A 23,456-nucleotide genomic window follows, 5' to 3' on the forward strand; every position below is an offset into this window, starting at 1 on the left:
GGTATGGATGACGGGTCCAAGGCCCCGCCCACCCTCCACGACGTCGCCCGTGAGGCGGGCGTGTCCATCGCGACCGCCTCGCGTGCGCTCAACGGCAGCTCACGCAACGTCAGGTCCGAGAACGCCCGCCGGGTGCGCGCGGCGGCGGCCAAGCTCGACTACGAGCCGCACCTGTCGGCGCAGGCCATCGCGAAGGGCTCGACGAGGACCGTCGCGCTGGTGATACGCGACGTGGCCGACCCGTACTTCTCCTCCATCGCCGCAGGGGTGACCCGGGCGGCGGAGGAGGCGCGGCTCATCGTCACCATGGCGGTGGCGGACGGGTCGCCCGAGCGCGAGCTGGAGATCGTCAGGACGCTCCGGGGGCAGCGGCCGCGCGTCATCATCGTCGCAGGCAGCCGCGTCGAGGGCTCCGGGACCAGGGACGCTCTGATCGAGGAGCTGGAGGAGTACCGGACGGCGGGCGGCCGGGTCGTGCTGATCAGCCAGCGCGATCTGCCGTTCGGCACCGTCACGATCGACAACCACGGCGGCGCCCGCGACCTCGCCCGCGCGCTGCTGGACGCGGGATACCGGCGCTTCGCCGTCTTCCACGCCCCCGACGAGATCCGCACCTCCCGCGAGCGCCACGACGGCTTCCGGACGGGCCTCCGCGAGTGGGCGCTCACCGCTTCCGGCCCGGACCCGTCGGGGCCGGAAGCGGGCGCGTTCGGACTGGACGGGTCGGACCTGGTCGGCGGTGTTCCGGAGCCGCTGGCGATCGAGAGCGCGTTCACCCGCGCGGGCGGCTACGACGCGGCACGCAGGCTGGTGGAGCGGGGTTTCGAGGACGTGGAGGCGGTGTTCGCGGTCAACGACGTGATGGCGATCGGCGCCATGGCGGCCTTCCGCGACGCCGGGGTCATCCCGGGCGTGGACATCGGGGTGGCGGGCTTCGACGACATCGGCTCGGCGCTGGACGTCGTGCCCGCCCTCACCTCCGTCGCGGTGCCGCTGCAGGAGGCGGGCCTGACCGCCATGCGGCTCGCGCTCTCCGACGATGAGAGCGCGCCGGACGTGCCGCTCCCGACCCGCGTCGTCCTGCGCGAGAGCACCCCGCCGCGCCACGGAAAAGGGCGTGCGGGACGGCCCCGCGACAGAGCATGATCGCGGTATGGGCTACGAGGAGCTGGTCCACGAGGCACTGACCACGCCGTTCGAGGGCTGGGACTGGGCGGTGTTCCGCGGCCGGATGACCAGCGCCGACGACCTGCCGTGGGACTACGAGGAGCTGGTGCGCGAGCGCCTGCCGAAGGCGGCGTCCCTGCTCGACCTCGGCACCGGAGGCGGCGAGCTGCTGTCGTCCCTGTCGCCGCTGCCGCCCCGCACCGCGGCCACCGAGGGATACGCGCCCAACCTCCCGATTGCCCGGCGCCGCCTGGAGCCCCTGGGAGTTGAGGTGGCCGAGTCGAGCCGGCGGTTCCCCGACGGCTCGTTCGAGCTGATCGTCGACCGGCACGAATCGTACGACCCGCACGAGATTCGCCGCCTGCTGGCCGAGGGTGGCACGTTCGTCACCCAGCAGGTGGCCGGGCGCGACCTGCAAGAGCTCAACGCGGCGCTGGGCGGCCCGCCGCACGAGGACCATGCCTGGGACCTGGCCACCGCGACCGCCGCGCTCGAAGCCGCCGGACTCGAGGTCACCTGGAGCCAGGAGGCCGGCTACCCCGTGACATTTCGCGACATCGGAGCACTCGTGCTGTACCTGCGGGTCATCTCCTGGCAGGTCCCGGGCTTCCACACCGACACGTACGAGGACCGGCTCCGCGCGCTGCACGCGGAAATGGGGAGCGGCCGCCCGCTGAGAGCGACCGCCCACCGCTTCGTCTTACTCGCTCAGTACGTCCAGGCGTGACGCAGCTCGGCCTGCCGGCCGTCGCAGAGAGCCGGGAGGTACGGTGAACGACTTCGATCCAGAAGAGCTGGAACGGATCTCCGCGCGGGCGGAGGAAATGTTGACCCGCGTCGAGGAACTCAGGAGCTCGGTGACCGGACACTTCCAGGTTATTTGAAGCGACCTCATGATCCGCGGGCCTCGCCCTAGGGTTTTCGCGGACCCGTACATGTACGACTTGTGAGTCGGTGGCCATTCGGTGGTGGAGGGGCGGCGGGCGGCGGGGATTACCGCGGGGGCCCTCGTCGCGGCGCTGGTAGACGTCGGCCTGTTCCTGGGCGGAGGCGTCTCCAGCGCGCGCCCCAAGCCCTTCCGTCAGCGCCGGAACAGCTCCAGCAGTTCTTCCGCCCGGTGCGTGCGGGCGATCCACACCTCGCGCCCGCGCCGCTCGCGCGTGATCAGCCGCCCGGCCCGCAGCCGGTCGCAGTGGTACGTGAGACCGCTGGGCGCGATCTTCATGTCGGTGGCCAGCATCGACATGGTCATGGGCTGGTCGAGCGCGCAGAGCAGGTCCGCGCGGACCGGCCCCACGAGGGCCGACAGCTCGTCCATCGCGGGCGCGACCGGCTTGCGCCACAGCGAGTCCGCCCCCGGCACGGGGTAGGCGATCCACACCGCGTCCGGGTTGTCGAGGCTGAAAATCAGGGCGTCCTTGCCGGCCAGCATCGGCACCAGGACGATCTTGCGGTCGCCCAGGTCGTACGTGCCGGCTTCGACGTCCGAGATGCGCAGTCCGCGCTCGCCGTACGCGATGCGGTCGCTGAGCGCGCCGAGCAGCAACTCCGGGCCGCCGCGCACGGTGGCGACACCGATCCGTTCGACCTCCCTGTCCAGCAGCAGGCGGCCGCGCTGCCACAGGGGCTCGGTGGTGTTCCAGACGTCGGCCAGGGCGCTGGCGTAGCCGACCAGCCAGCGGGAGGGCCGCTCGGCCGCCGAGCGCCAGTGCGGGGGCGGGTCGCCCGGGCCGAACGCCTGCTCCAGATCCCTGATCAGGTGGTCGGGGGGAGTGTCGTGCAGCGCGCTGATCTGGGCCTGCACGGAGACGTCCTGGCCGACGGGGGTGCGCGGCACGAGGCTGTCGGGCGCGGCGGAGTAGCCGGGGGCGGCCAGCGGGCGCACGGCCTCGTGGCCGAGCGGGCCGACCCGCGAGGCGATCGCCCGCCGCCAGAGTTCCGGCAGGCCCCGGTGGCGGTCGGCGAGGGCGTCGGCGATCATGGCAAGGACGGTCAGGTTGGGCGAGATGGAGACGTACAGCTGGGGTGTGGAGCGTACGTGCAGCTCGCTCCACACCTTGGTGCTTGTGACTTGAGCCCCCACAGGTAGGACTGTAGACAGGCGGGACATCGCCGGAGGAATGCTTCAACTATGCTCGAACCATCCATTGGGGATGATCTTCTGGCTATGTGATGCGGATGCTCCGGGTTTTGTGGACGCGCGTCTGCCGCTTTGGGGTCAAGTTCATGACATGTCCTCTATGTGGTGCTGTTCGCTAATTTATGCGTAACTTACGTCTCTCCACTTAAAAGGCTCTTACAGCCGCTTGATCACCACTGGATCCTCACGCCCGCATGACGCTGCGTGGGGCCGGGGCGTCAATCTTGCATCTGAGGTCAAGAGATCGACCTCCGCGAGTGGGTTTTTCCACCCGGACCAGTGGCCGGTGCCCCGGCCGGGATGGAAGGCTTCCCGCAGCCGCCCCGGTCATCCTGCGAAGGCGGCAGGGGCGGACACCTCCGCAGTGCACTGGAAGGAGTGCGGCATGACTCAAGACGCGGGCCGCGTCGCGGCCAAGCGGATCAACGACCACGTGGAGGTCATCCACGTGGACAACCCGGACAAGGTGCTGGAGGTCCCGCGCCGCGACTGGGAGGCGTTCACCGCGGCGGTCAAGTCGGGCGCGTTCGACCTTGAGACGCTCCATCGGGAGGCCGAGGAAAGCGCGGCCTGACCTTCTCCGCTGCACGAAAGGCGCCCGCTCTCAGCGCAGTGGAGCGGGCGCCTCGGCATGGGAAGGTCAGCCGCGGCCCGTCCAGTACGCCTTGGCGCGATCCCACGCCGCCGTGCCGACCGCCCGTCCCAGGGCGCGGCCCTGCAGGTCGCCCGGGGGGAAGTGGATGCCACCGTACCGACGTGACATCCCGGCCTCGTCGGCGGCCTCCGTGAACGTGTGCCAGCGCAACGTCACGTCCTGCACCGGCGTCACCCCGGGCTCCACCTGCGACGAACCCTTCGCGATCACTGCTTGCTCGCCGAACGTGTCGGAGCCGGTGAAGCGCTTGAGCACCTCGGCCGCCGCCGCGCTGAACGTGCTGTGCCCCGAGACGTACTCGGCGAACGGCGGCGTCGGGAACGTCGGCGCCTGATAAGGAACCCACGAGGCCCCGTCGATCGTCCGGCCGCCCCAGGTGGGGATCTGCTTCCCCCGGTACAGGAAGCGGATCGCGGTGATCGGGCGAGCCGAGTCGTGGTCGCGCTTGACCTCCCACGAGGCGATCCCGGCGTCCATGACCGAGTTGGCCAGCGCGAAGAACATCTTCGCATCCTGGTCGAGGCTGTGGTGGTCGCGCGCGGAGATCCGCTGCGCGAACAGGCACCAGTGCCCGGGCGGCGTCTCGCTGTTGGGGCCGTCGGCCCAGTATTCGGCGATCGCCTTCTGCCGGTCGGTCAGCGAGGCCGTGCCGGAGACGATTTCGGCGGCCTGCTTGCTGAAGCCGGACGAGGGATAGGCGTACGGCGCGGGCACACTGTCGGCGAGGTCGCGGGCGGCGCCGCTGAAGGAGCCCACACGACCCCAGTGCGGGGCGAGGAACGGCGGTGTGACCAGCGTACCTGCCCGGTTGACATAGGTGAGTGGCGCCCACCGGCCGGGCTCGGCGAGGGAGGTCAGTGGATCGGAGACCACTACAGGCGCGTTGACCGGCGCGTACCCGGTGGTGTCCGCGTAGCCGCCGAGCTGGTTGGAGCCGTCGGCGTGCCGGTGGTCGAGCACCGCCTGGCACGCGGTCACGCCCGTCTGGGCCGGGCGGCTCGATGGGTCGGCCGGGTCGTAGCCCAGCTCGGCCATCAGCGCGTCGAACGCGGGTCGCTGCGCCGGATAGAGATCGACCGCGGCGAGGTGGGCGGCGAAGCTGATGGCCTCGGCCTTGCCGGCCTCGGTGCGCTCCGGCGAGGGCCGGCGCAGCGAGCCCCCCAGCCGGGTGCCGACGGCCACCGGGTCGTAGGCGGCCCAGGCATCGTAGGCGCAGGTGTGCACGATCGCCAGCGCCCTGGCCGCCTGCGGCGGTCCCAGTGTGCCGCCGCGCACCGCCGCTAGCAGCGCCTCGTTCCAGGTGACGACCACGTTGGTGCTCGTCGCCTGCGCGGGTGAGGCGGGCAGGACCAGGGCGGTCGCGCTCATCAAGGCGAGCGCGACCGCGTGGGACGAACGTAAGGCCTTGAGAAAGGGCATGTCATGGCTCCTCGTGTAGCAGGCCCCGGTGGGTCCGGGCAGGGACGTGACGATTCCAGGTGCGAACGTATTTTCGAACTGTCCTTGTGGTGATAGTCGCCTTCCTCGCGCGGCCCCGATATTTCCGAAAGTTTCGGAATTGTCCCGAAATATTCTTGACGGCTTTTGAGAGCGGCATCTAGAGTCCGAATTCGATGATCTGCATGAGCTTGCGAAGTTTCACAAGGGGGGCGCCATGACATCAGTGAACGCGCCGGGCCTCGCGCCCTGGCGGGACAGCGCACGGACGATCGACGAACGCGTGGGGTCCCTCCTGGCGGAGATGACGCTGGAGGAGAAGGTCGCGCAGCTCGGGTCCGTCTGGCTCCAGGACGGCGGGGAGGGCAACGTGGCGCCCCTGCAGGACCGGTTCAAGCCCCCGGAGACGCTGGACGAGCAGCTGAGCCACGGGCTGGGCCACCTCACCCGCGTCTACGGCACCGCGCCGCTGTCCTCCGCCGAGGGCGCGGCCCGTTTGCGCGAGCTTCAGGAGCGGGTGGTGGCCTCGAACCGCCTGGGCATCCCGGCGATCGCGCATGAGGAGTGCTTGACGGGATTCGCCACGTTCGGGGCGACGGCGTATCCGACGCCGCTGGCATGGGCGGCGACCTTCGACCCTGAGCTGGTCGAGCGGATGGCGTCGGCGATCGGCGCGGACCTGCGGGCGGCGGGGGTGCACCAGGGGTTGTCGCCAGTGCTGGACGTGGTGCGGGACTATCGGTGGGGGCGGGTGGAGGAGACCCTCGGTGAGGATCCGCACCTGGTGGGCCGGCTGGGCGCGGCCTACGTACGCGGTCTGGAGGGGGCCGGGGTCATCGCCACGTTGAAGCACTTCGCCGGGTACGCGGCCTCCCGCGCCGCCCGCAACCACGCCCCGGTCAGCATCGGGCCGCGCGAGCTGGCCGACGTGATCCTGCCGCCGTTCGAGATCGCGCTGCGCGAGGGCGGGGCCCGCTCGGTCATGTGCTCCTACACCGACCTCGACGGCGTCCCCGTGGGAGCCAGCGCCGACCTGCTGCGGCGGCTGCTGCGCGACGAGTGGGGGTTCGAGGGCACCGTGACGTCCGACTACTGGTCCATCCCGTTCCTGGCCTCCATGCACCAGGTGGCCGAGGACGCCGCGGAGGCCGGCGCGGTGGCGCTGCCCGCGGGCGTCGACGTGGAGCTGCCCGAGACGATCTCGTACGGCGCGCACCTGGTCGCCGGCGTCCGCGCGGGGCGGGTGGCCGAGGCGGTGGTGGACGAGTCGGTACGCCGGGTCCTGCGCCAGAAGATCGAGCTCGGCCTGCTGGACGGCGGCCCGCTCGTCCCGGAGGGCCCGGACGGCGTCGATCTGGACAGTCCGCGCAACCGCCGGATCGCCTGCGAGGTCGCGGAACGTTCCATCGTGCTCCTGAGCAACCCCGACGGCCTGCTGCCCATCGGTCCCGGCACGACCGCCCGGCTGGCGGTCATCGGCCCGTGCGCCGACGACCCGCGTACCTTGATGGGCTGCTACGCCTTCCCCAACCACGTGCTCGACCGTTACCCGGAGCACGGCATGGGGCTGCCGGTCGCGTCCATAAGGGAGAGCGTCGAGGCCGAGTTCCCCTACGCCGAGGTGCGGTACGAGAAGGGGACCGACGTGTCGGGCGGCGACGGGCCGGGCATCGCCCGGGCCGCCGAGGCCGCGGCCGAGGCGGACCTGGCGCTCGTGTTCGTCGGTGACCGGGCCGGGCTGTTCGGCGGCGGCACGTCGGGCGAGGGGTGCGACGCGCCCGACCTGCGGTTGCCCGGCCTCCAGCCGGACCTGGTGGAGGCGGTCCTGGCGACCGGCACCCCCACCGTCCTGGTCGTCGTGTCCGGCAGGCCGTACGCGCTCGGAGCGTACAAGGACCGGGTCGCCGCCGCGGTCCAGGCGTTCTTCCCCGGCGTGGAGGGCGGGGCTGCGCTGGCGGGCGTGCTGAGCGGCCGGGTGAACCCGTCGGGCCGCCTGCCCGTGCAGGTCCCCGGCACGCCCTTCGTCAACCCGTCCACCTACCTGCAACCGCCCCTTGGCGGCAGGACCGACGGCATCACGGTGCTCGACCCCACCCCGGCGTACGCGTTCGGGCACGGGCTGTCGTACTCCGCCATCGACTACGTGGCCTTGGCCACGGACCGGGCCGAATGCCCCACCAGCGGCTCGATCGAGGCCCGGGTGACGGTCCGCAACGCCGGGGCCAGGCCTGCCGAGGAGGTGGTGCAGCTCTACGCCTCCGACCCGGTCGCGCAGGTCGCCAGGCCCGTCGTCCAGCTCATCGGGTTCGCCAGGGTGGCGCTGAAGCCGGGGGAGGAACGCGTCGTGGCGTTCGACGTGCCCGCGGACGCCTTCTCCTACACCGGGCTCGGCCTGCGCCGCATCGTCGAGCCGGGAACGATCGTGCTCGCCGCCGGGCCGTCGGCGGCGGAGCTGCCGTTGCGCGCGGACATCCGGCTCACCGGCGAGACCGTCGCCCTCGGCACCAGGCACAGACTCACCACCGAGAAGACGCTGGGACACTGATTCAGGGCGGGGACGGGGCTAGGGCAGGCGTAGCTCGGCGAACACGCCGCGGTGGTCGGTCCTGGGCACGTCCACGATCTCGACCCGCCGCACGGCCACGCGCCGGTCCGCCAGGACGTGGTCGATGGAGATGATGGGCGGGATCGCCCGGAGGTTCGGCCAGGTCGGGGTCAGGCCCTTGCCCGCCTGGTCGGCCGCGTCCACGTAGCCGCGGTCGAGCAGGTCGCGGAAGGCGCGGTGGTCGAGGCTGGCGTTGAAGTCGCCGGCCAGCACCCGGACGGTGGCAGGCGACGGCGAGGGGAGCGCGCGCAGGGCGGCGTTCCACTCCGCCTCCATGCGGCCGAGCGGCGGGTTGGGGTGGACGGCCACGAACTCGACCTTGCCGCCGCCGGGCAAGGTGACGGTGGCGGCGGGCATGTTGTGGCCGATCGGTGTGAACAGGCCCGTCAGCTCCGTCACCGGGTGCCTGGCGAAGATGCCGCTGCCGGTCGCGCCGAAGTCGGCCTGCAGCACGCGGTACGGCATGAGCTGCTTCAACCCGGCCGCGTCCAGGCGCTCGGCCTCCGCCGGGGTGAGCTCCAGGGCGCTGAACACCTCGACGTCGAACCTGCGTACCAGGTCCACCACGGTCTGGGCGTCGCCCCGGCCGAACAGGTTGATCGCCAGGACCCGCAGCGGCGCGCCGCTCGCGGGCGGCTGCTCGGCGCCGAAGGCCCGCGGTGTCACGACCGACACCATCACCGCGCCGACGAGCGCCGCCGCCAGCGCGGCCGGGCGGTTGCGCCTGAGCAGCGACAGGATCGCGGTCAGCGCCGCGAGGCCCGCCCCGATGGGGGTCACGGTCATGAGCTGGGTCAGGAACGAGCCGGTCTCCAGGCCACCGGCCCTGATGACGGCCCAGAGGGCCAGCAGCGTGACGACCGTCCAGGCCGGCCATCGCCTGCGACGCTTCCGCGGCGCCGCTGGACCGGCCGCGGCGGGCCGCCCCGCCTCGACCGTCGCGTTCGCCCCGCCGTGTTGATCCACGGCTTGAACCTTAGACCGCCGTGGAGAGCGCCGAGCCGCGCCCTCAGCGTTCGCACGGCTGAGGGGTCAGTGCTTGCGGCCGACCCCGGCGTACATCCAGGCTGCGGGGTCGTCGGCGAAGAGCGGCGTGTCACGCCAGTCGGGGGCCGCCACGAGCCCGGGCTCGATCAGGTCGAACCCGTCGAAGTAACGCGCGATCTGCTCGCCCGTCCTGGGCGTCCTGTGCATCGCCTGGTGGCTGGTGGCCGCCAGGTAGGTGCCGGCGGTCTCCTTGGGCACGAAGTCCAGCGTCAGGTGGCTCAGCACGAGGTAGCTGCCCGAGGGCACGGCCGCGGCGAACGTCTTGACCAGCCCCGCCGGGTCGTCGTCGTCGGGGATGTGCATGAGGATCGCGACCATCACCAGCGCGACCGGCTGCTTGAAGTCGAGCGTGGCCAGCACGTCGGGGTGCTCGAGGATGCTCCGCGGGTCGCGCACGTCGGCCTCGATGTAGGCGGTCCTGCCCTCCGGCGTGCTGTTCAGCAGCGCCCTGGCGTGCGACATCACGATGGGGTCGTTGTCGACGTACACCACGCGGGCGTCCGGCGCCTCCGCCTGCGCGACCTGGTGCGTGTTGCCCTGACTCGGGATGCCCGTGCCGAGGTCGAGGAACTGCCGGACGCCGAGCCGGGTGAGGTGGCGCACGGCCCGGCCGAGGAAGGCCCGGTTGTTCCTGGCGCTCTCGCGCACACCCGGCACCGCCGCCATGGTCTGCTCGGCCACTTTGCGATCCGCCTCGAAATTGTCCTTGCCGCCCAGCCAGTAGTCGTAGACGCGGGCCGAATGGGGGACGTTGGGGTTGATGCCGTGGGGAGCGGTCACGATCACGATCTTATGACATCCGGTCGAGCGCGCGTCAGACGGCCGTGACACGCGCTCGAGGTGCGGTCAGGTGCCCGTGACGATGTCCAGCCGCCAGGCGCTCAGGATCCCGGCCGTGGCGTGCGACGGGGAGAGGTCGCTCACCCGCAGCGTCCACCCGCCTCCCGCCGGCTGCCCCACCAGCGGCGTCACGGCCGACGGCGGCTCGGTGGCGTACTCCAGCAGCTTCGAGGTGTCCAGGGCTGCCATGTGCGACAGGACGATGCGCCGGCCGGTCGGCGAGTGCAGCACGATCCGCAGGTCCTCGGGGTGGTTGTGGTCGAGGTCGATGAGGACCTTCAGCGTCCGTACGGTCCCCTCGGCCTCGATCGTGATCGTGTCGGCCACGCCGTGCGGATCGCTGTCGGGGATGCGCAGCGCCGGGCGCGACACCGAGCTGAACGCGGCGCCGTTCACCCCCACCGGGCCCGCCTTGAAGCGGATGGCCTGGCCGGGGTCGCTGATCGCCGACAGGGTCAGCCCCGACTCGGCTCCGCTCCACAGCAGGCTGGCGGGCACGGTCGAGTGCGACAGCGCCGTGCCGTCCACCCGGCCGTACAGGTCGCGGCTGTCGCCCATGTTGAGGTTGTTCTCCAGGTCGAGGTGGCCGTCGGCCTGCAGCAGCGCGATCTGGTAGTGGTGCAGCGGCGTCCCGTCCTGCAGCTCGTTGGTGCCGCGGGTGTCGCAGTGGTACACGGCCAGGCCGCCGGCCGGCAGCTGCAGGTCGAGGCCGAGCTTGGAGCGGTTCTCCACCAGGAAGTACTCCTCGTCCGTCCCGGTCGAGTAGCGGAACGCCTTGCGGTAGTCGCCGTGCTCGGCCTGGAACACGCCGCCCCGGTTGAGGTCCACCTTCTCGGGACACCAGCCGGCGAGGTCGCGCAGGTAGGCGCAGACGGCCGCGGGCGTCTTGCCGCCGTTCAGGTGGTTGCCTGCGCTCATCAGGCAGTACAGGCCGAGGCCCGAGCTGGCGAAGTCGTCGCCGTCGCGCTGGCCGTAGTCGTACAGGTCGGGGAAGCGGCACAGGAGATGGCCCGTCTCGTGGCAGAACGTGCCGATCGTGAGCTGCTCGGGACCCTCGCCCATGCTCGTCACCAGGTAGAAGTGGGTGCGCATGTCGCCGAACTCCAGCTCGATGACGCTGTTGTGCGGCCACAGCACGCTGTCCTTGATGTACTGCGTCTTGCCGGCGTACATGACGATCAGGGCGTCCACGACCTTCTGGCCGAGCGAGTCGTACCGGGTGAGGTCGACGCCCGAGTCGACGGCCGCCTGCAGCGCCTCCGGGACCAGCACGTCGTGGTTGCCGGGGTCGGCGTAGAAGGTGATGTCGTGGCTCATCCTGAACGGGCCCACGACGTCGTTGGTGAAGTCCAGCAGGCCGCTCGACATGGTCTTGTAGTACTCGTTGACCGAGCACGCGTTGCCGTTCTCGTGATAGCCGGGGGCGTTGAGCAGCGCGTCCACCTGCGCCGGGGCGACCGTCGTGGCCTGGTCGGGGAAGTCGACGAGGATGGTCAGGCCGCGTACGGTGCCGACGCTGAGCCTGCGGCCCTCCAGCAGCCCGCCCCTCGGTCCGAACGTCAGCGCGGAGTCCTCCGCCGCCTCGGCCGAGAGCGTGCCGGGCCTGCGCCGCCGGTGCGCCTCGGCCATGACCGGACCCGACTCGCGCAGGTGGCGAGGCACGCCGCCGGGCGCGTCGTGGGAGTCGGCCCTGACCCCGGTGGACTGGAACCGCCCGTCCTTGAGGTCGGCGTAGCAGTAGCCGCCGGCGGAGGCGTCGTAGACGGCGGTGTAGCCGTCGAGGGTCTCGTAGCGGGCGTAGTGCTCGTCGCCGAACACGACGAGCCGCACCTCATCGCCCTCCGCCTGGGTGAAGCTCAGCGTCTCTCCGAATATGGCGCTCATCCGAGCCCTCCGGTGTCCAGTGTGGGAGATTCCCTCCGATAGTCACCGAGGGCAGGCGAACTCGCCTGAGTACACCCGTACTCAAGCCGTGACGTAGTCGGCGATGATCACCGTGGCGTCGTTCTTGGGCTCGGCCGCGGCCATCTCGTCGTACAGCCGGTCCAGGCATGCGCCGGGTGACGCGCCGTAGCTGAGCAGCTCCTTCATGCGCGCCGCGCCCAGCGCCCTGATCGCGCCGTCCGAGACGATGACGACGCGGTCGCCGGGGCGGAGCGGTACGGCGCCGACCTCGGGGTTGAGCGCGGACGGCAGACCGAGCGCGCGCAGCAGCGGGCCGTCGTCGAAGGAGTGCGACGTCGTGAGCGGCCGCGGCTCGCCGCCCTTCGCGCAGTGCCAGATCGCGCCGTTGCCGACGTGGGCGAACCGCAGGGACGGGCTCTCGCCGGGATCGAGGACGACCACGTCCATGGTGCTGACCAGGTCGTGCGCCGAGCCGCTCCGCAGGGTCGCGGTGCGCACGGCGCGGTGCGCGATCTGCGCGCACTCGTCGAGGTCCTCCTGGTACTGCGGCCTGGCGGCGACCACCGCGCCCAGCGCCAGGGCCGCGGCCGTGTGGGCCGGCTCGCCGCCCGCGCCGTGGGCCGCCGCGACCAGCCGCTCCTGGATGACGTACGCGTCCGACGGCCGGCCGCGCGAGCCCGTGTACGTGCCGCCCGCCGCCACCAGGCGCGGCCGTGCGACCGGCATGCCGGACGGCCAGTTCCCCTGCCGGCCGCGGACCGTCATCACCGACAGACAGCCGGCCAGGATGGAGATCACCAGGAAGGTCATGAGGTCCCCTCTCGTCGCATCGTCGCGACCCGCAGCCAGTACACGCTCCTGTGAGGAGACGCGGCTGACGGCTGATCGGCCGTCGTAGCGGATGACGGCCGATCAGCCGTCATGCCAGCCGGGCGCATGGCGGGTCACGGTGCGATGAGGCGGTGAACGCCGCGAGGAGTGCCGGACGGAGGAAACGACCATGCGCCACATGTCTCCACCCGCCTCCGCAAAAAGGCCGTATTCACACCGTGCCCACTCATACCGGATGCGTTATTGTGAAGCCCCTCTTGTGCTCTCATCACGAGCAGGCGGCCCATGTCTCACTCCGGCTCCACGAGATACGACTCGGCGGCCAGGCACATGGAGCGGACCATCGCCCGCACCTGTGCGGGGGCGCGGGGCGTGGTGGGCCTCGTGGCGGTCGTGGCCGCGATCCTCGCCGCCGTACCGCCGGTGTCAGCGGCTTGGCTGGCGCCCTCGCTGGCGATCGACCTCGTGTGGACCGGGCTGTTCCTGCGCGTGGCCCGGCGCAGGGAGCGGATTCCCGCCTGGCTCGTGGCGGGTGACGCGGCCATCACGATCACGCTCTGCCTCGCACAGCGCCATCTCGTCGCGGGGGCGGCGCTCGACGGGGGATCCAGCTGGATCGCGGGGCTGGTCACGATGACCATCGTCGTCTCGGGGGTCGCGTGGCGGCCTTGGGCGGCGGTGCCCGCCGGACTGGTCGTGGCGGTGGCGTACCTGGCCGGGATGCGGCTGGCCTCCCCGTACCAGGATGTGGCCGGGACGCTGGGGATCCACCTCGTGCAGATCCTCGCCATCGCGGTGCTGATGACGCTGCTGCGCCGCTCCGCCGCCTCGGCGGACGCGTTCCTGCGGGACAGCGCCCGCGCCGAGATCGCGCTCGTCGTCGATCGGCTGAGGCGCGAGGACGAGCTGCGCCAGGTCGGCAGCGTCCACGAGACGTCGCTGCACACGCTGACGATGGTCGGGCTGGGCACGTACGAGGGGCCATCGCGCACGCTGCGCCGCCAGGCGGCGGCCGACCTGGCGGCGCTGGAGGAGCTGCGCGACAGGCCACGCGCCCGGTACGCGCCCATCGCCCTGGACGCCCTGCTCGACGAGGTGGCGGGGCGGGCGACGGGGCTGGCCGTCCGCAGGCGGCTGACGCCGGAGACGGTGCCGGGGGAGGTCGCCGAGCGCTTCGCCCGCGCGGTCACCGAGGCGCTGGCCAACGTGGCGCTGCACGCCGGGGTGCGCGAGGCCGAGCTGGTCTCCAGCCGCCGCGACGGGGAGATCCGGGTGGAGGTCGCGGACGCGGGCGGCGGCTTCGACCCCGCGCGGGTGCCGCCCGACCGGTTCGGCGTGCGCGGGTCGATCCTCGACACGATGCGCTCGCTGCCGAACGCCGGTGCCGACATCCGGTCCGGCGACCAGGGCACCCGGGTGAGCCTGTGGTGGCGGCCATGACCGATGACATCGAGGAGGTCGCCCAGCGCTACGCCCGCTACACCGCCATCGGCGCCGTGGTGATCACCGCGGCCTGGCACATCGGCTACGACCTCACCGTCACCGTCGCGGGCTGGCCGTCCTTCCGCTGGCCGGGCCTGGCGGCGGTCGCCTGGATCGGCTACACGGCGATCGCGGTGATCGCCGCGCGATCGCTGATAGGGACGTTCGGCGGCCTGACCAGGGCCGGCCGGCCGGCTGTCGCCGTGCTGGCCGTGGACGTCGCGGTGATCGTGTCCTGCCGCCCCGAGGACCTGCTGGGCGCCGCCGACTGGGGCTGGGGCTCGGTGGGCTGGCTCGGCGTCATGCTCCTGTGGAACCGGCCCCGCTGGCGGAGAGAGCTGATCGCGTTCCTCTCCGTCAACGCCGGCGTCATGCTGGCCGCGATGATCGTGACGGGGACGGTCGACCGGGTCTCCATCGCCAAGTACCTCATGGTCATGGTCGGGAGCATCACGCTCCAGCTCGGGTACGCGGCGGGCTGCCACACGCTCCGCGTCCGGGCCGAGGACGCCGCGCTGCTGGCCCGCCGGCTGATCGCCGACGACGCCTGGCGGGCGTCCGCCCAGCGCATCCACGCCGACCGGCTCCGCCGGTACGCCGCGATCCGTGACGTGGCGGAGTCGCTGCTCAAGCAGCTCGCCGACGGGGCCGACCCAGGGGATCCCCGCGTACGCGAGGACTGCACGGCCGGGGCCATGCGGCTGCGCCGGCTCATCACGGAGCGGGAGGACGTACCCGACGAACTGGTGTCCGTGCTGCGCGAGCGCATCGACGCGGCCGAACGGCGCCAGGTCCTGGTGACGGCGCCGCCGTTCGGGCAGCGGATGCCGGTGCTGCCGGAAGGCGTACGGGAGGATCTGCTCAGGGCGCCCGTCCGGGCGCTGGACGGTGCGCGGTCGCGGGCCAGGGTGACCGTGTCCGCGATGTCGACCCTGGTGAGCGTGGCCGTCGTGGCCGACAGCGACGACCTGCCCATCAGCACCACTCCGGTACACGAGCCGAGCGGGGTCGTCGTCACCTACCAGCGGCAGGGAGGGGACGTGTGGGTCAACAGCATTTGGCAGGGCCCATGAGGGGTGGGGCGGGGAGCGCGCCGGTCGGAGGGGGCCGGCGCGCGAACCCGTAACGCACCCGCTCGATCAAGCGACGGAACTGGGGACGGAGCGGATCGGCGAGGCGACGGGAGTGGGGGCGGACCGGATGGGACGGGAGACGGAGCCGGGGGCGGACCGGAACGGCGACGGGCGGGTGACGGTCGCCCTGGTGGAGGACCATCAGGTGGTGGTGGACGGCGTCAGGTCGTGGTTCGGCGGGCCGAGCCCGGTGGAGCTGGTCGCTCAGGGGCCCACCATCGAGTCGGTCCACGGCGTGGCGGCCGACGTGCTCCTGCTGGACCTCAACCTCAACGGCACCATGGTCGTGGACCGGGTCGCCGAGCTGTGCGCGAGCGGCCAGCGGGTCATCGTCTTCTCGGAGCACGAGGAGCCGGAGACGGTGCGGGCGGTGCTGGACGCGGGCGCCTCGGCCTTCATCGGCAAGGGGCGGGCCACGCGCGAGTCCTGCCTGGAGACCATCCTGGAGGTGGCGGCCGACCGGCCGACCGTCACCCTGCCCATGGCCCAGGCGATCGCCACGGACGAGGGCCCGCACCGGCCGCAGCTGTCGGACAAGGAGCGTGCGGCGCTGCTGTTCTGGTTCCAGTCGATGTCGAAGGCGTCGGTGGCGGCCAGGATGGGCATCAAGGAGCGCACCGTACGCCAGTACATCGACCGGGCGAGGGTCAAGTACGCCGCCGCGGGCCGCCCCGCGCCGACCAAGGAGAAGCTCCTCATCTGCGCCATCCAGGACGGTCTGGTCCAGCCGGACGAGGTGACGGTGTACACGTCGCGGGCCGCCGGCACTTCTCGCTCCTTCCGCTCTGGGTGAAGACGTTATGCCGTGGGCGATGAGGTGCTGCCGCCGCCAGGAGAGAAGGGCATGGTGAGTCGAGACGAACGGCTCACGGAGAGGTGGTGGCACGCATGGCGGTCACGGAGGTTCTGGGACCGGGGGAGTGGCTGGGTGCGGAGCTCCGCGACGGCGATGCTTGGCGGATCCCGCTGACGGAGGCGCACAAGCGAGAGGTGCTCGCGGCCGTCCACGGGGACCTCGAGGGCTTCCCGTTGCCGACGCTCGCCCCGATCCTCCACCGGGTCCGCGACGAGCTCATGGACGGCCGCGGCTTCGCCCTGATCCAGGGGGTGCCCGTGGAGGAGATGACCGAGCAGCAGTGCGAGACGGCCGCGCTCGGCCTCGCCGGCCACGTCGGCGCCGTCGTCCCGCAAGGCCCCGGCGCACAGCCGCTCATGCACGTCCGCGACACGGGCGCCGACCCGTCCCGCGCGAAGAGCTACCAGCACAGCGGCCGTCTCGGCTTCCACAGCGACCCCACGGATGTGGTTGCCCTCCTGTGCGTGCGCCCGGCGAGATCCGGCGGCCTCAGCGCGATCGTCAGCTCGGTGGCGGTGCACAACGAGCTCGTCCGCACCCGCCCCGACCTGGCGGAGCTCCTCTACCAGCCGTGGTGGCACGACCGCCGCACCGGCGACGGCCCGGACAGCTTCTACACCAAGCCGATCTGCGTGGCCCGTCCCGGTGGAGGGGTGTCCGTCGCGTACGGCCCCGACTACCTGCGCTCGGCCCAGCGCGGCGCCACCGTCCCGCCGTTCACACCGGCGCAGGAGGAGACCATGGCACTCCTCGACCAACTGACCAACGACGCTCGCTTCACGCTCACCATGGATCTGCGGGAGGGCGACATGCAGTTCCTCAACAACCATGTCGTCCTGCACAGCCGCACCGCCTACGAGGACCACCCGGAGCCGCACCGCCGCCGCCATCTCCTCCGGCTCTGGCTCACCACGACCTGAGGAGGAGGTCAGCGCCGTGGACGGTCGAGATCGGCGGGGTCGAAGCTCATCGGGAACGGCACCGTCAGGTTCGCGACCTCACCTGCCTTGTAGACGGTCGGAGGGTCATAGCTGTCGCCATTGAGCTCATAGACATAGAGTGCCGGCCCCTCGTCCAGCTCGACTCGCCAGTAAACGGGGACGCCCGCCGCCGCATACGCCCCGACCTTGAGAATCTTGTCCCGCATCTTGGTGCTCGGGCTGACCACCTCCACGGCGAGGTGCAACTCCTCGGGCGAGAACATGAGCTGGGCGGTGTCTGCGGGCACGATGACAAGGTCGGGGATGTAATAGTCCTTGTCAGTGACTCGCAGATTGACGGTTGCCAGCGGCTCCAACTCAGGCGGTGCCGCATCGTTGAGGATGATCTGGAGCCGGAAGATGGCGCGCTGGTGGGGGGATGTGGGGGCAGGGCTCACCAGTAGGCTCCCGTTGAAGAGCTCGTAGCGGTTCCCGTCGTCCGGGAGCTTGAGCAGGTCGTCGACTGTGTACGGCGGCGGAGGAAGGACAACCTTGCGCTCCGCGGTCGGTTCGAACGTCGCCATTGCGGTCACCCACCAAGTGTCGGGAACCTCGCCCTCGCTCACATGCTACTTGCACAGATTTCATTACCCGCAGTTACCGGATGTGCACGTGATGGGACGGGTCGGACCGGTCGGCGTGGTGAAGCGGCGCTGGAGTCGCTCCACTCGCCCTCCTGGGAGCGTGAAGGGAGAGGTTCGCCGCGCTGCCACCTGGGGTAGTGGCCTTTTGTATGCATGTGCATATCGAGAAGCATGTTCAAGCTGAGCCAGGACATCGACGCCGAACGGTACGCGCGTCCGCGCCTCGTTCGCCACCGAGACCCCCCGGCTCGCCGACCTGATGGATGGTTCATGACTTTTCCCACCTTCACGTCGACACAAATCGATTCCCGCGCGCGTGGCAAGGAGCTCGGCACGCACCGGCGCAAGGCGATCATCGCCAACCTCGCCGGCTACTCGGACTTGTTCCACGTGGCGGGCGCCACCACGGCGCAGGTCCGCGCGTGGGGCAAGCAGGCGCTGGAGCGCAGCGCCGACTGGGCGCCGCACCTGGCGGAGGAGATCGCCGGGATCGCGGCGGGCGCCGGTCTGGAGCCCTGGCAGGTCGCCGTCGTCAACGCGCGCACCGAGATCCTGGCCGCCATCGACGCGACCGGCGAGGGGGAGTGCTCCACCTCCGTCGTGCTCCCGGGCAATGACCTGCCGCCGCGTACGGTGCAGACCTGGGACTGGCACGACCACCTGCGCGACGCGCCCATGCTCTGGGAGCTGGAGCCGAGTCCCGGGCATGTCGTGCGGACGTTCACCGAGGCCGGGGCGCTGGCCAAGATCGGGGTGAACACGGCGGGGCTCGGCATCCACTTCAACATCCTGCGCCACGAGTGCGACACCGCCGAGCTCGGCGTGCCCGTGCACCTGATCGCCCGCAGGATCCTGGACGACGCCACCACGGTCGAGGAGGCCGCCGACATCGCGCGCTCCGCCACGGTCTCGGCATCCACCGTCATCACGGCCGTGACCTCGTCGGACGCGGCCTCGATCGAGATCTCCCCGGCCGGCGTCGCCGTCATCCCGCCGCAGCCGGGCGGCGTGCTGCAGCACTGCAACCACTTCCTCGACCCCGACCTGGCGGTGGGGGAGCGGCACGCCACCGACCGGCCCAGCACGTACGCCAGGCTCCAGCACCTGCAGGCCAACACCGAGGGCCTGAAGAGCGACGACCACACCACCCGGGCGCTGGCCATGCTCAGCCACGGCCCCGACGACGCGCCCGTCTGCGCCCACCCGGACCAGACGCAGCCGATCAACCAGCGGTGGGAGACCGTCGCCACGATCGCGCTGGACCTGCCCGCGGGGCGGTTGCGGGTGCACCAGGGCGGGCCGTGCCAGGTCACCGAGGCGTCCTGGCAGACGTTCTGATCAGTGGAAAGCGCCGATCCCGGTGAGCGCCTTGCCCAGGACCAGGGAGTGGATCTCGGACGTGCCCTCGTAGGTCAGCACCGACTCGAGGTTCACGGCGTGCCTGATCACCGGGTACTCCAGGGTGATGCCGCTCGCGCCGAGCAGCGTGCGGCACTTCCTGGCAATCTCCAGGGCCTCGCGGACGTTGTTCAGCTTGCCGGCGCTCACCTGCTCGGGGGTGATCGTGCCCGCCTCCTTCAGCCTGCCGAGGTGCACGGCCAGCAGCAGGCCCTTGCCCAGCTCCAGCGCCATGTCGGCGAGTTTCTCCTGGGTGAGCTGGAACGACGCCAGCGGCCTGGCGAACACCTCCCGGTCGCCCGCGTACGCGATGGTCGTCTCCAGGCAGTCGAGCGCCGCCCCCATCGCCCCGAACACGATCCCGAACCGCGCCTCGTTCAGGCAGCCGAGCGGCCCGGACAGGCCCCTGGCGCCCGGCAGCATGGCCTCGTCCGGCAGGCGCACGCCCTCGAGCACCAGCTCGCTCGTCACGCTCGCACGCAGCGAGATCTTGTGCTTGACGTCGTTCACGGTGAAGCCGGGCGTGCCCGCCGGGACCAGGAAGCCCCTGACCCCCTCGTCCGTCCTCGCCCAGACCACCGCCACGTCCGAGACCGAGCCGTTGGTGATCCACATCTTGGTGCCGTTCAGCACCCAGTCGCCGCCCTCGCGCTTGGCCGTGGTCCGCATGCCCGCCGGGTCGGAGCCGAAGTCCGGCTCGGTCAGGCCGAAGCAGCCGATGCGCTCGCCCGCCGCCATCGCGGGCAGCCACTCCTGCTTCTGCTCCTCGCTGCCGTACTTCCAGATGGCGTACATCGCGAGGGACCCCTGCACCGACACCAGGCTGCGCAGCCCGGAGTCCGCCGCCTCCAGCTCCAGGCAGGCCAGCCCGTACGAGACCGCGCCCATGCCGGCGCAGCCGTAACCCTCGAGGTGCATGCCGAGCACGCCGACCGAGCCGAGCGTGCGGGCCAGCTCGCGCGCCGGCAGCTCCCCGGCTTCGAACCAGGCGGCGACGTGCGGGCGGATCTCCCGGTCGCACACGCGCCTGACCGTGTTCCTGATCTCCCGCTCCTCGTCGGTCAGCAGCGTGTCTATGGCGAACAGCGCGGTCGGGGTGACCATCCGGACTCCTTCTGTATTTTGGATCCAATATTGAAAATCCAATATTACATAGTTAGGCTGCGTTGACCATGGACGTTCTGAATCTCATCGGCGGTCGCTGGGGCTTCGGGCCCAAGGAGCAGGGGTTCTTCACCCACCCGATGACCGTCCACCTCGGGGCGCCCGCGTGAGTGGGGCGCTGGAGGGGCTCTTGGTGGCGGACTTCAGCAGGGTGCTGGCGGGGCCGTACGCCACGATGCTGCTGGCCGATCTGGGGGCCGAGGTGATCAAGGTGGAACGGCCCGGCACCGGGGACGACACCCGGGCCTGGGGACCGCCCTATGCAGCTGACGGTGAGGCGACGTACTTCCTCGGCGTCAACCGCAACAAGCGGTCGATCGCGCTCGACCTGCGGGCCGACATGGAGGTGGCGCGAGCCCTGGCGGCCAGGGCGGACGTGCTCGTGGAGAACTTCCGGCCCGGGACGATGGAGCGGCTGGGGCTCGGCCACTCCTCGTTGCGCGAGCTCAACCCCGGGCTGGTGTACTGCTCGATCACCGGGTTCGGGTCGGGCTCCGGAGCCGGGCTGCCCGGGTACGACCTGATCGCGCAGGCGGTCGGCGGGCTGATGAGCGTCACCGGGGAGCCGGACGGGCCCGGGACGAAGGCGGGCGTGGCGCTGGTGGACGTGATCACCGGCCTGCACGCCGCGCTGGGCATCCTGGCCGCGCTCCGCCACCGCGACCGCACCGGCGAGGGGCAGCGCATCGAGGTCTCGCTGCTCTCCTCCCTCCTCTCGGCGCTCACCAACCACGCCTCGGCCTACGCCGCCGCCGGGGTGGTGCCCCGGGCGATGGGCAACCGGCACCCCAGCATCGTCCCGTACGAGGTCTTCGAGGCCGCCGACCGCCCGATCGTGATCGCGGCGGGCAACGACCGGCAGTTCCAGGCCCTCTGCAAGGCGCTGAACCGCCCGGACCTCGCGGAGGACGCCCGCTACGCCACCAACGCGGACCGGGTCGCCGCCAGGGACGAGCTCGTCGCGGAGCTCAACGTGGCGCTGGCCGCCCGCACGGCCGATGAGTGGTTCGAGGCGCTCACCGCCGCCGGGGTGCCCTGCGGCCCGATCAACGACCTGGCCGCGGCCTTCGCCCTGGCCGAGGAGCTCGGCCTGGAGCCCTCCGTACGGCTCGACGGCGTCGGCCAGGTCGCCAACCCCCTGCGGCTCAGCGCCACGCCGCCCTCCTACCGCCGCCCGCCGCCCCAGCTCGGGCAGGACGAGGCGTGGGTTCGTGAGATATTGGGCCAGTGAGTTCGGACGAGGCACGACGCAGGCCGCCGACGGCCCAGCAGTTCGTGCTGGCCGAGCTGCGCCGCGCCATCACCACCGGCCGCCTCCGCCCCGGCACACCCATCCGGCAGGACGCGCTGGCCGAGGAGCTCCAGGTGAGCCGCGTCCCGCTGCGCGAGGCGCTCAAGACACTCGAAGGCGAGGGCCTGGTCACCTACAAGGCCCACAAGGGCTACTGCGTCGCCACGCTCTCACTCGACGACCTGCGCGAGGTCTACCGCATCCGCGAGCTGCTGGAGGAGGAGGCCGTCCGCCTCGCCGTCGCCCGCCTCACGGACGCCGACCTCGACCGCCTGGACTCGGCCCAGGAGGAGGTCGAGCGGGCCGCCGCGGCAGGCGACGTGCCGGCCATGGCGACGGCCAACCGGCTCTTCCACATGACGCTGTTCGACCGCGCGGGCATGCCTCGCCTGGCCCGCCTGATCAGGACCCTCTGGGACACGACGGACGCCTACCGCTCGATGTACTACGGCGACGCGGGCAACAGGGAGCGGGTCGTCAAGGAGCACCGCGCCACCCTCGACGCCCTCCGCCGCCGCGCCGCCGACGAGGCCGTGACGACGCTCAACGTCCACCGCGATCATGCGGTCACCGAGCTGGAGTCCCTGCTCACCCCTCCCTCATGAACGGGCGCAGTGGTCGCGGCAGCCGCCGAACCGGCCGGCGTCGGGCTTGACGAACGCCGTCTCCGGGATGCCGGTCAGGGCCGCCTCCATCGAGGACTTCCAGATGGGGCCGGGGACCGACGTGCCGTACACGTCCTGGTAGTGGCGGCCGCCGAGGGTGATGTCCGACAGCCTGTGCCGGTACGGGTCGAGAGGATGGCTGAGGGCGACGGCGGAGGCCAGGTCAGGGGTGTAGCCGGCGTACCAGGCGGCGGTGAAGGAGTCGACGGTGCCCTCCATGCCCGCCGCGTCCCGGCCGAGGCCCCTGAGGGGGCTTCCGCTCAGCGCCTCCGACAGCACGCCGTTCACCGCGTCGGCGACCGGCGGCTCCAGCGCCTCCTGGCACTGAGCGGCGAAGGAACGAACGAACGCCCCGTCGCGCACCTCCGTCACCACCCTGGGCTCGCAGTGCTTGCCCCGGGCGGCGAGGGTCGCGTACGAGTTGGCGACCGAGACAGGGTCCACCTCGTTGACGCCCAGCGCGAACGTCTCGTATTCCCGCATCGGCATCCCGTCGCCCCGGCTCAGCCCGAGGCGCTTGGCCGCCTGCACGCTCTCGCACAGGCCGGCCTGCTCCGTCAGCTTCATGAAGAACGTGTTCTCGGCGGCCGAGGTGCCCGAGCGCAGCGTCGTGAACTCGCCGTGGTCACGTTTCTGGTTGGTGATGGTCACCGACGGGTCGCCGATGTTCTCGCCCTTGCAGTTCTTGAACGCCGAGTAGCGCGGCGCCCGGTACCCGCCGGCGTACGGGAAGCCGTCGTCGTAGCGCATGCCGCCTTCCAGCGCCGCGGTCAGCGTGTACACCATCGCGGTGGTGCCCTGCTGGAAGGCGGGCACCTTGACGGGGACCTGACTGGTGGCCATGGCCCTGATCTCACCGGTGCCCGGGACGATCATGACCTGGGCGGCGATCGGCTGGTCGTCGCGGCTGACGAACTGGTCGATGGCCTGCTGGGCGGCCTGCTGCATACGTGGGTCGATCGTCGTCTTGATGGTCAGGCCGCCGCGGGCGAGCAGCTGTTCGCCGAGCTCGCTCTTCACCCGCATGCACACGTACGGGTACCGGCGGGCCGTGCAGTCGCCGGTGAGCTCCTCGATGACCGTGCCTTGGGCGTCCACCAGCACGTTCGGGCGGATCACCGTCGCGGCGACCGCCAGGTGGTCGCGCGACGGCGCGCCGTCGTCGCCGTCGCGCAGCAGCAGGAAGCCCGCGACCAGCAGCGCCCCCGCGCCGAGGACGCTCACGCCGACGTGTAATCGCTTCATGCGGTCACCTCGAAGATCAACGGAATGGCCG

Annotated in this window: 20 protein-coding genes; 11 read left to right on the top strand and 9 right to left on the bottom strand. The window is 71.4% G+C overall.

Annotated elements, in window-relative coordinates:
• Positions 1–3: 3 nt before the first annotated feature.
• Positions 4–1,146 (top strand): LacI family DNA-binding transcriptional regulator, encoded by a 1,143-nt coding sequence (locus ACQPWU_RS15405; RefSeq protein WP_433440456.1) that lies wholly within the window; start codon positions 4–6, stop codon positions 1,144–1,146.
• A gap of 7 nt (positions 1,147–1,153) precedes the next feature.
• Positions 1,154–1,894 (top strand): class I SAM-dependent methyltransferase, encoded by a 741-nt coding sequence (locus ACQPWU_RS15410; RefSeq protein WP_433440458.1) that lies wholly within the window; start codon positions 1,154–1,156, stop codon positions 1,892–1,894.
• A 354-nt stretch (positions 1,895–2,248) separates the two neighbouring features.
• On the opposite strand, the gene ACQPWU_RS15415 is transcribed toward ACQPWU_RS15410, so the two are convergent.
• Positions 2,249–3,250, bottom strand: coding sequence for an ArsR/SmtB family transcription factor (locus ACQPWU_RS15415; RefSeq protein WP_433440460.1), 1,002 nt, complete (start codon positions 3,248–3,250; stop codon positions 2,249–2,251).
• A 442-nt stretch (positions 3,251–3,692) separates the two neighbouring features.
• On the opposite strand from ACQPWU_RS15415, the gene ACQPWU_RS15420 reads away from it, so the two are divergent.
• Positions 3,693–3,881 carry a hypothetical protein gene (locus ACQPWU_RS15420; protein WP_360703474.1) on the top strand — a complete coding sequence of 63 codons (189 nt, stop codon included), beginning with the start codon at positions 3,693–3,695 and terminating at the stop codon, positions 3,879–3,881.
• 66 nt (positions 3,882–3,947) lie between these two features.
• Here the strand turns inward: ACQPWU_RS15420 and ACQPWU_RS15425 are convergent, their stop codons facing one another.
• Complete coding sequence (locus tag ACQPWU_RS15425) at positions 3,948–5,381, bottom strand: vanadium-dependent haloperoxidase (RefSeq protein ID WP_433440463.1); 1,434 nt, start codon at positions 5,379–5,381, stop codon at positions 3,948–3,950.
• Between the two features lie 235 nt (positions 5,382–5,616).
• Here ACQPWU_RS15425 and ACQPWU_RS15430 point away from each other — a divergent pair, with 235 nt between their 5' ends.
• Entirely contained in the window at positions 5,617–7,944 is a 2,328-nt protein-coding gene (locus ACQPWU_RS15430; RefSeq protein WP_433440465.1) for a beta-glucosidase family protein, read from the top strand.
• Positions 7,945–7,962: 18 nt separating this feature from the next.
• Here the strand turns inward: ACQPWU_RS15430 and ACQPWU_RS15435 are convergent, their stop codons facing one another.
• The 4 genes from ACQPWU_RS15435 to ACQPWU_RS15450 all read right to left on the bottom strand — a co-directional run bounded on the left by ACQPWU_RS15435 (position 7,963) and on the right by ACQPWU_RS15450 (position 12,606).
• Positions 7,963–8,970, bottom strand: a complete 1,008-nt coding sequence (locus ACQPWU_RS15435; RefSeq protein WP_433440467.1) for an endonuclease/exonuclease/phosphatase family protein — start codon at positions 8,968–8,970, stop codon at positions 7,963–7,965.
• 66 nt (positions 8,971–9,036) lie between these two features.
• On the bottom strand, positions 9,037–9,831 hold the full coding sequence (locus ACQPWU_RS15440) for an SAM-dependent methyltransferase (RefSeq protein WP_433440469.1): 795 nt from the start codon (positions 9,829–9,831) through the stop codon (positions 9,037–9,039).
• Positions 9,832–9,897: 66 nt separating this feature from the next.
• A complete protein-coding gene (locus ACQPWU_RS15445; protein WP_433440471.1) occupies positions 9,898–11,775 on the bottom strand; it encodes a M6 family metalloprotease domain-containing protein in 1,878 nt (625 codons plus the stop codon).
• Between the two features lie 81 nt (positions 11,776–11,856).
• On the bottom strand, positions 11,857–12,606 hold the full coding sequence (locus ACQPWU_RS15450) for a PP2C family protein-serine/threonine phosphatase (protein ID WP_433440473.1): 750 nt from the start codon (positions 12,604–12,606) through the stop codon (positions 11,857–11,859).
• 306 nt (positions 12,607–12,912) lie between these two features.
• Here ACQPWU_RS15450 and ACQPWU_RS15455 point away from each other — a divergent pair, with 306 nt between their 5' ends.
• The 4 genes from ACQPWU_RS15455 to ACQPWU_RS15470 all read left to right on the top strand — a co-directional run bounded on the left by ACQPWU_RS15455 (position 12,913) and on the right by ACQPWU_RS15470 (position 17,018).
• Positions 12,913–14,067, top strand: coding sequence for a hypothetical protein (locus ACQPWU_RS15455; protein ID WP_433440475.1), 1,155 nt, complete (start codon positions 12,913–12,915; stop codon positions 14,065–14,067).
• A complete protein-coding gene (locus ACQPWU_RS15460) occupies positions 14,064–15,182 on the top strand; it encodes a hypothetical protein (protein ID WP_433440477.1) in 1,119 nt (372 codons plus the stop codon). The genes ACQPWU_RS15455 and ACQPWU_RS15460 overlap by 4 nt, the downstream gene beginning before the upstream one ends.
• Before the next feature lie 127 nt (positions 15,183–15,309).
• Positions 15,310–16,035, top strand: a complete 726-nt coding sequence (locus ACQPWU_RS15465) for a response regulator (protein ID WP_433440479.1) — start codon at positions 15,310–15,312, stop codon at positions 16,033–16,035.
• Between the two features lie 95 nt (positions 16,036–16,130).
• Positions 16,131–17,018: a TauD/TfdA family dioxygenase gene (locus ACQPWU_RS15470; protein ID WP_433440480.1), complete on the top strand. Its 888-nt coding sequence runs from the start codon at positions 16,131–16,133 to the stop codon at positions 17,016–17,018.
• 8 nt (positions 17,019–17,026) lie between these two features.
• On the opposite strand, the gene ACQPWU_RS15475 is transcribed toward ACQPWU_RS15470, so the two are convergent.
• A complete protein-coding gene (locus ACQPWU_RS15475; RefSeq protein ID WP_433440482.1) occupies positions 17,027–17,602 on the bottom strand; it encodes a Uma2 family endonuclease in 576 nt (191 codons plus the stop codon).
• A 330-nt stretch (positions 17,603–17,932) separates the two neighbouring features.
• Here ACQPWU_RS15475 and ACQPWU_RS15480 point away from each other — a divergent pair, with 330 nt between their 5' ends.
• The gene (locus ACQPWU_RS15480; RefSeq protein ID WP_433440484.1) at positions 17,933–19,000 is read left to right on the top strand and encodes a C45 family autoproteolytic acyltransferase/hydolase; all 1,068 of its coding nucleotides are present in this window, start codon (positions 17,933–17,935) and stop codon (positions 18,998–19,000) included.
• On the opposite strand, the gene ACQPWU_RS15485 is transcribed toward ACQPWU_RS15480, so the two are convergent.
• Positions 19,001–20,164 (bottom strand): acyl-CoA dehydrogenase family protein, encoded by a 1,164-nt coding sequence (locus ACQPWU_RS15485; RefSeq protein ID WP_433440486.1) that lies wholly within the window; start codon positions 20,162–20,164, stop codon positions 19,001–19,003.
• A gap of 166 nt (positions 20,165–20,330) precedes the next feature.
• Here ACQPWU_RS15485 and ACQPWU_RS15490 point away from each other — a divergent pair, with 166 nt between their 5' ends.
• Together ACQPWU_RS15490 and ACQPWU_RS15495 are read left to right on the top strand one after the other, a co-directional pair.
• Positions 20,331–21,455, top strand: coding sequence for a CaiB/BaiF CoA transferase family protein (locus tag ACQPWU_RS15490; protein ID WP_433440488.1), 1,125 nt, complete (start codon positions 20,331–20,333; stop codon positions 21,453–21,455).
• Positions 21,452–22,120: a GntR family transcriptional regulator gene (locus ACQPWU_RS15495; RefSeq protein ID WP_433440490.1), complete on the top strand. Its 669-nt coding sequence runs from the start codon at positions 21,452–21,454 to the stop codon at positions 22,118–22,120. Before ACQPWU_RS15490 ends, ACQPWU_RS15495 begins: the two co-directional genes overlap by 4 nt.
• On the opposite strand, the gene ACQPWU_RS15500 is transcribed toward ACQPWU_RS15495, so the two are convergent.
• On the bottom strand, positions 22,115–23,425 hold the full coding sequence (locus ACQPWU_RS15500) for a hypothetical protein (RefSeq protein ID WP_433440492.1): 1,311 nt from the start codon (positions 23,423–23,425) through the stop codon (positions 22,115–22,117). The two genes, ACQPWU_RS15495 and ACQPWU_RS15500, sit on opposite strands and share 6 nt — an antisense overlap.
• Positions 23,426–23,456: the final 31 nt, after the last annotated feature.

This window comes from Nonomuraea sp. CA-141351 (genome assembly GCF_050944675.1).
Classification (GTDB): domain Bacteria; phylum Actinomycetota; class Actinomycetes; order Streptosporangiales; family Streptosporangiaceae; genus Nonomuraea.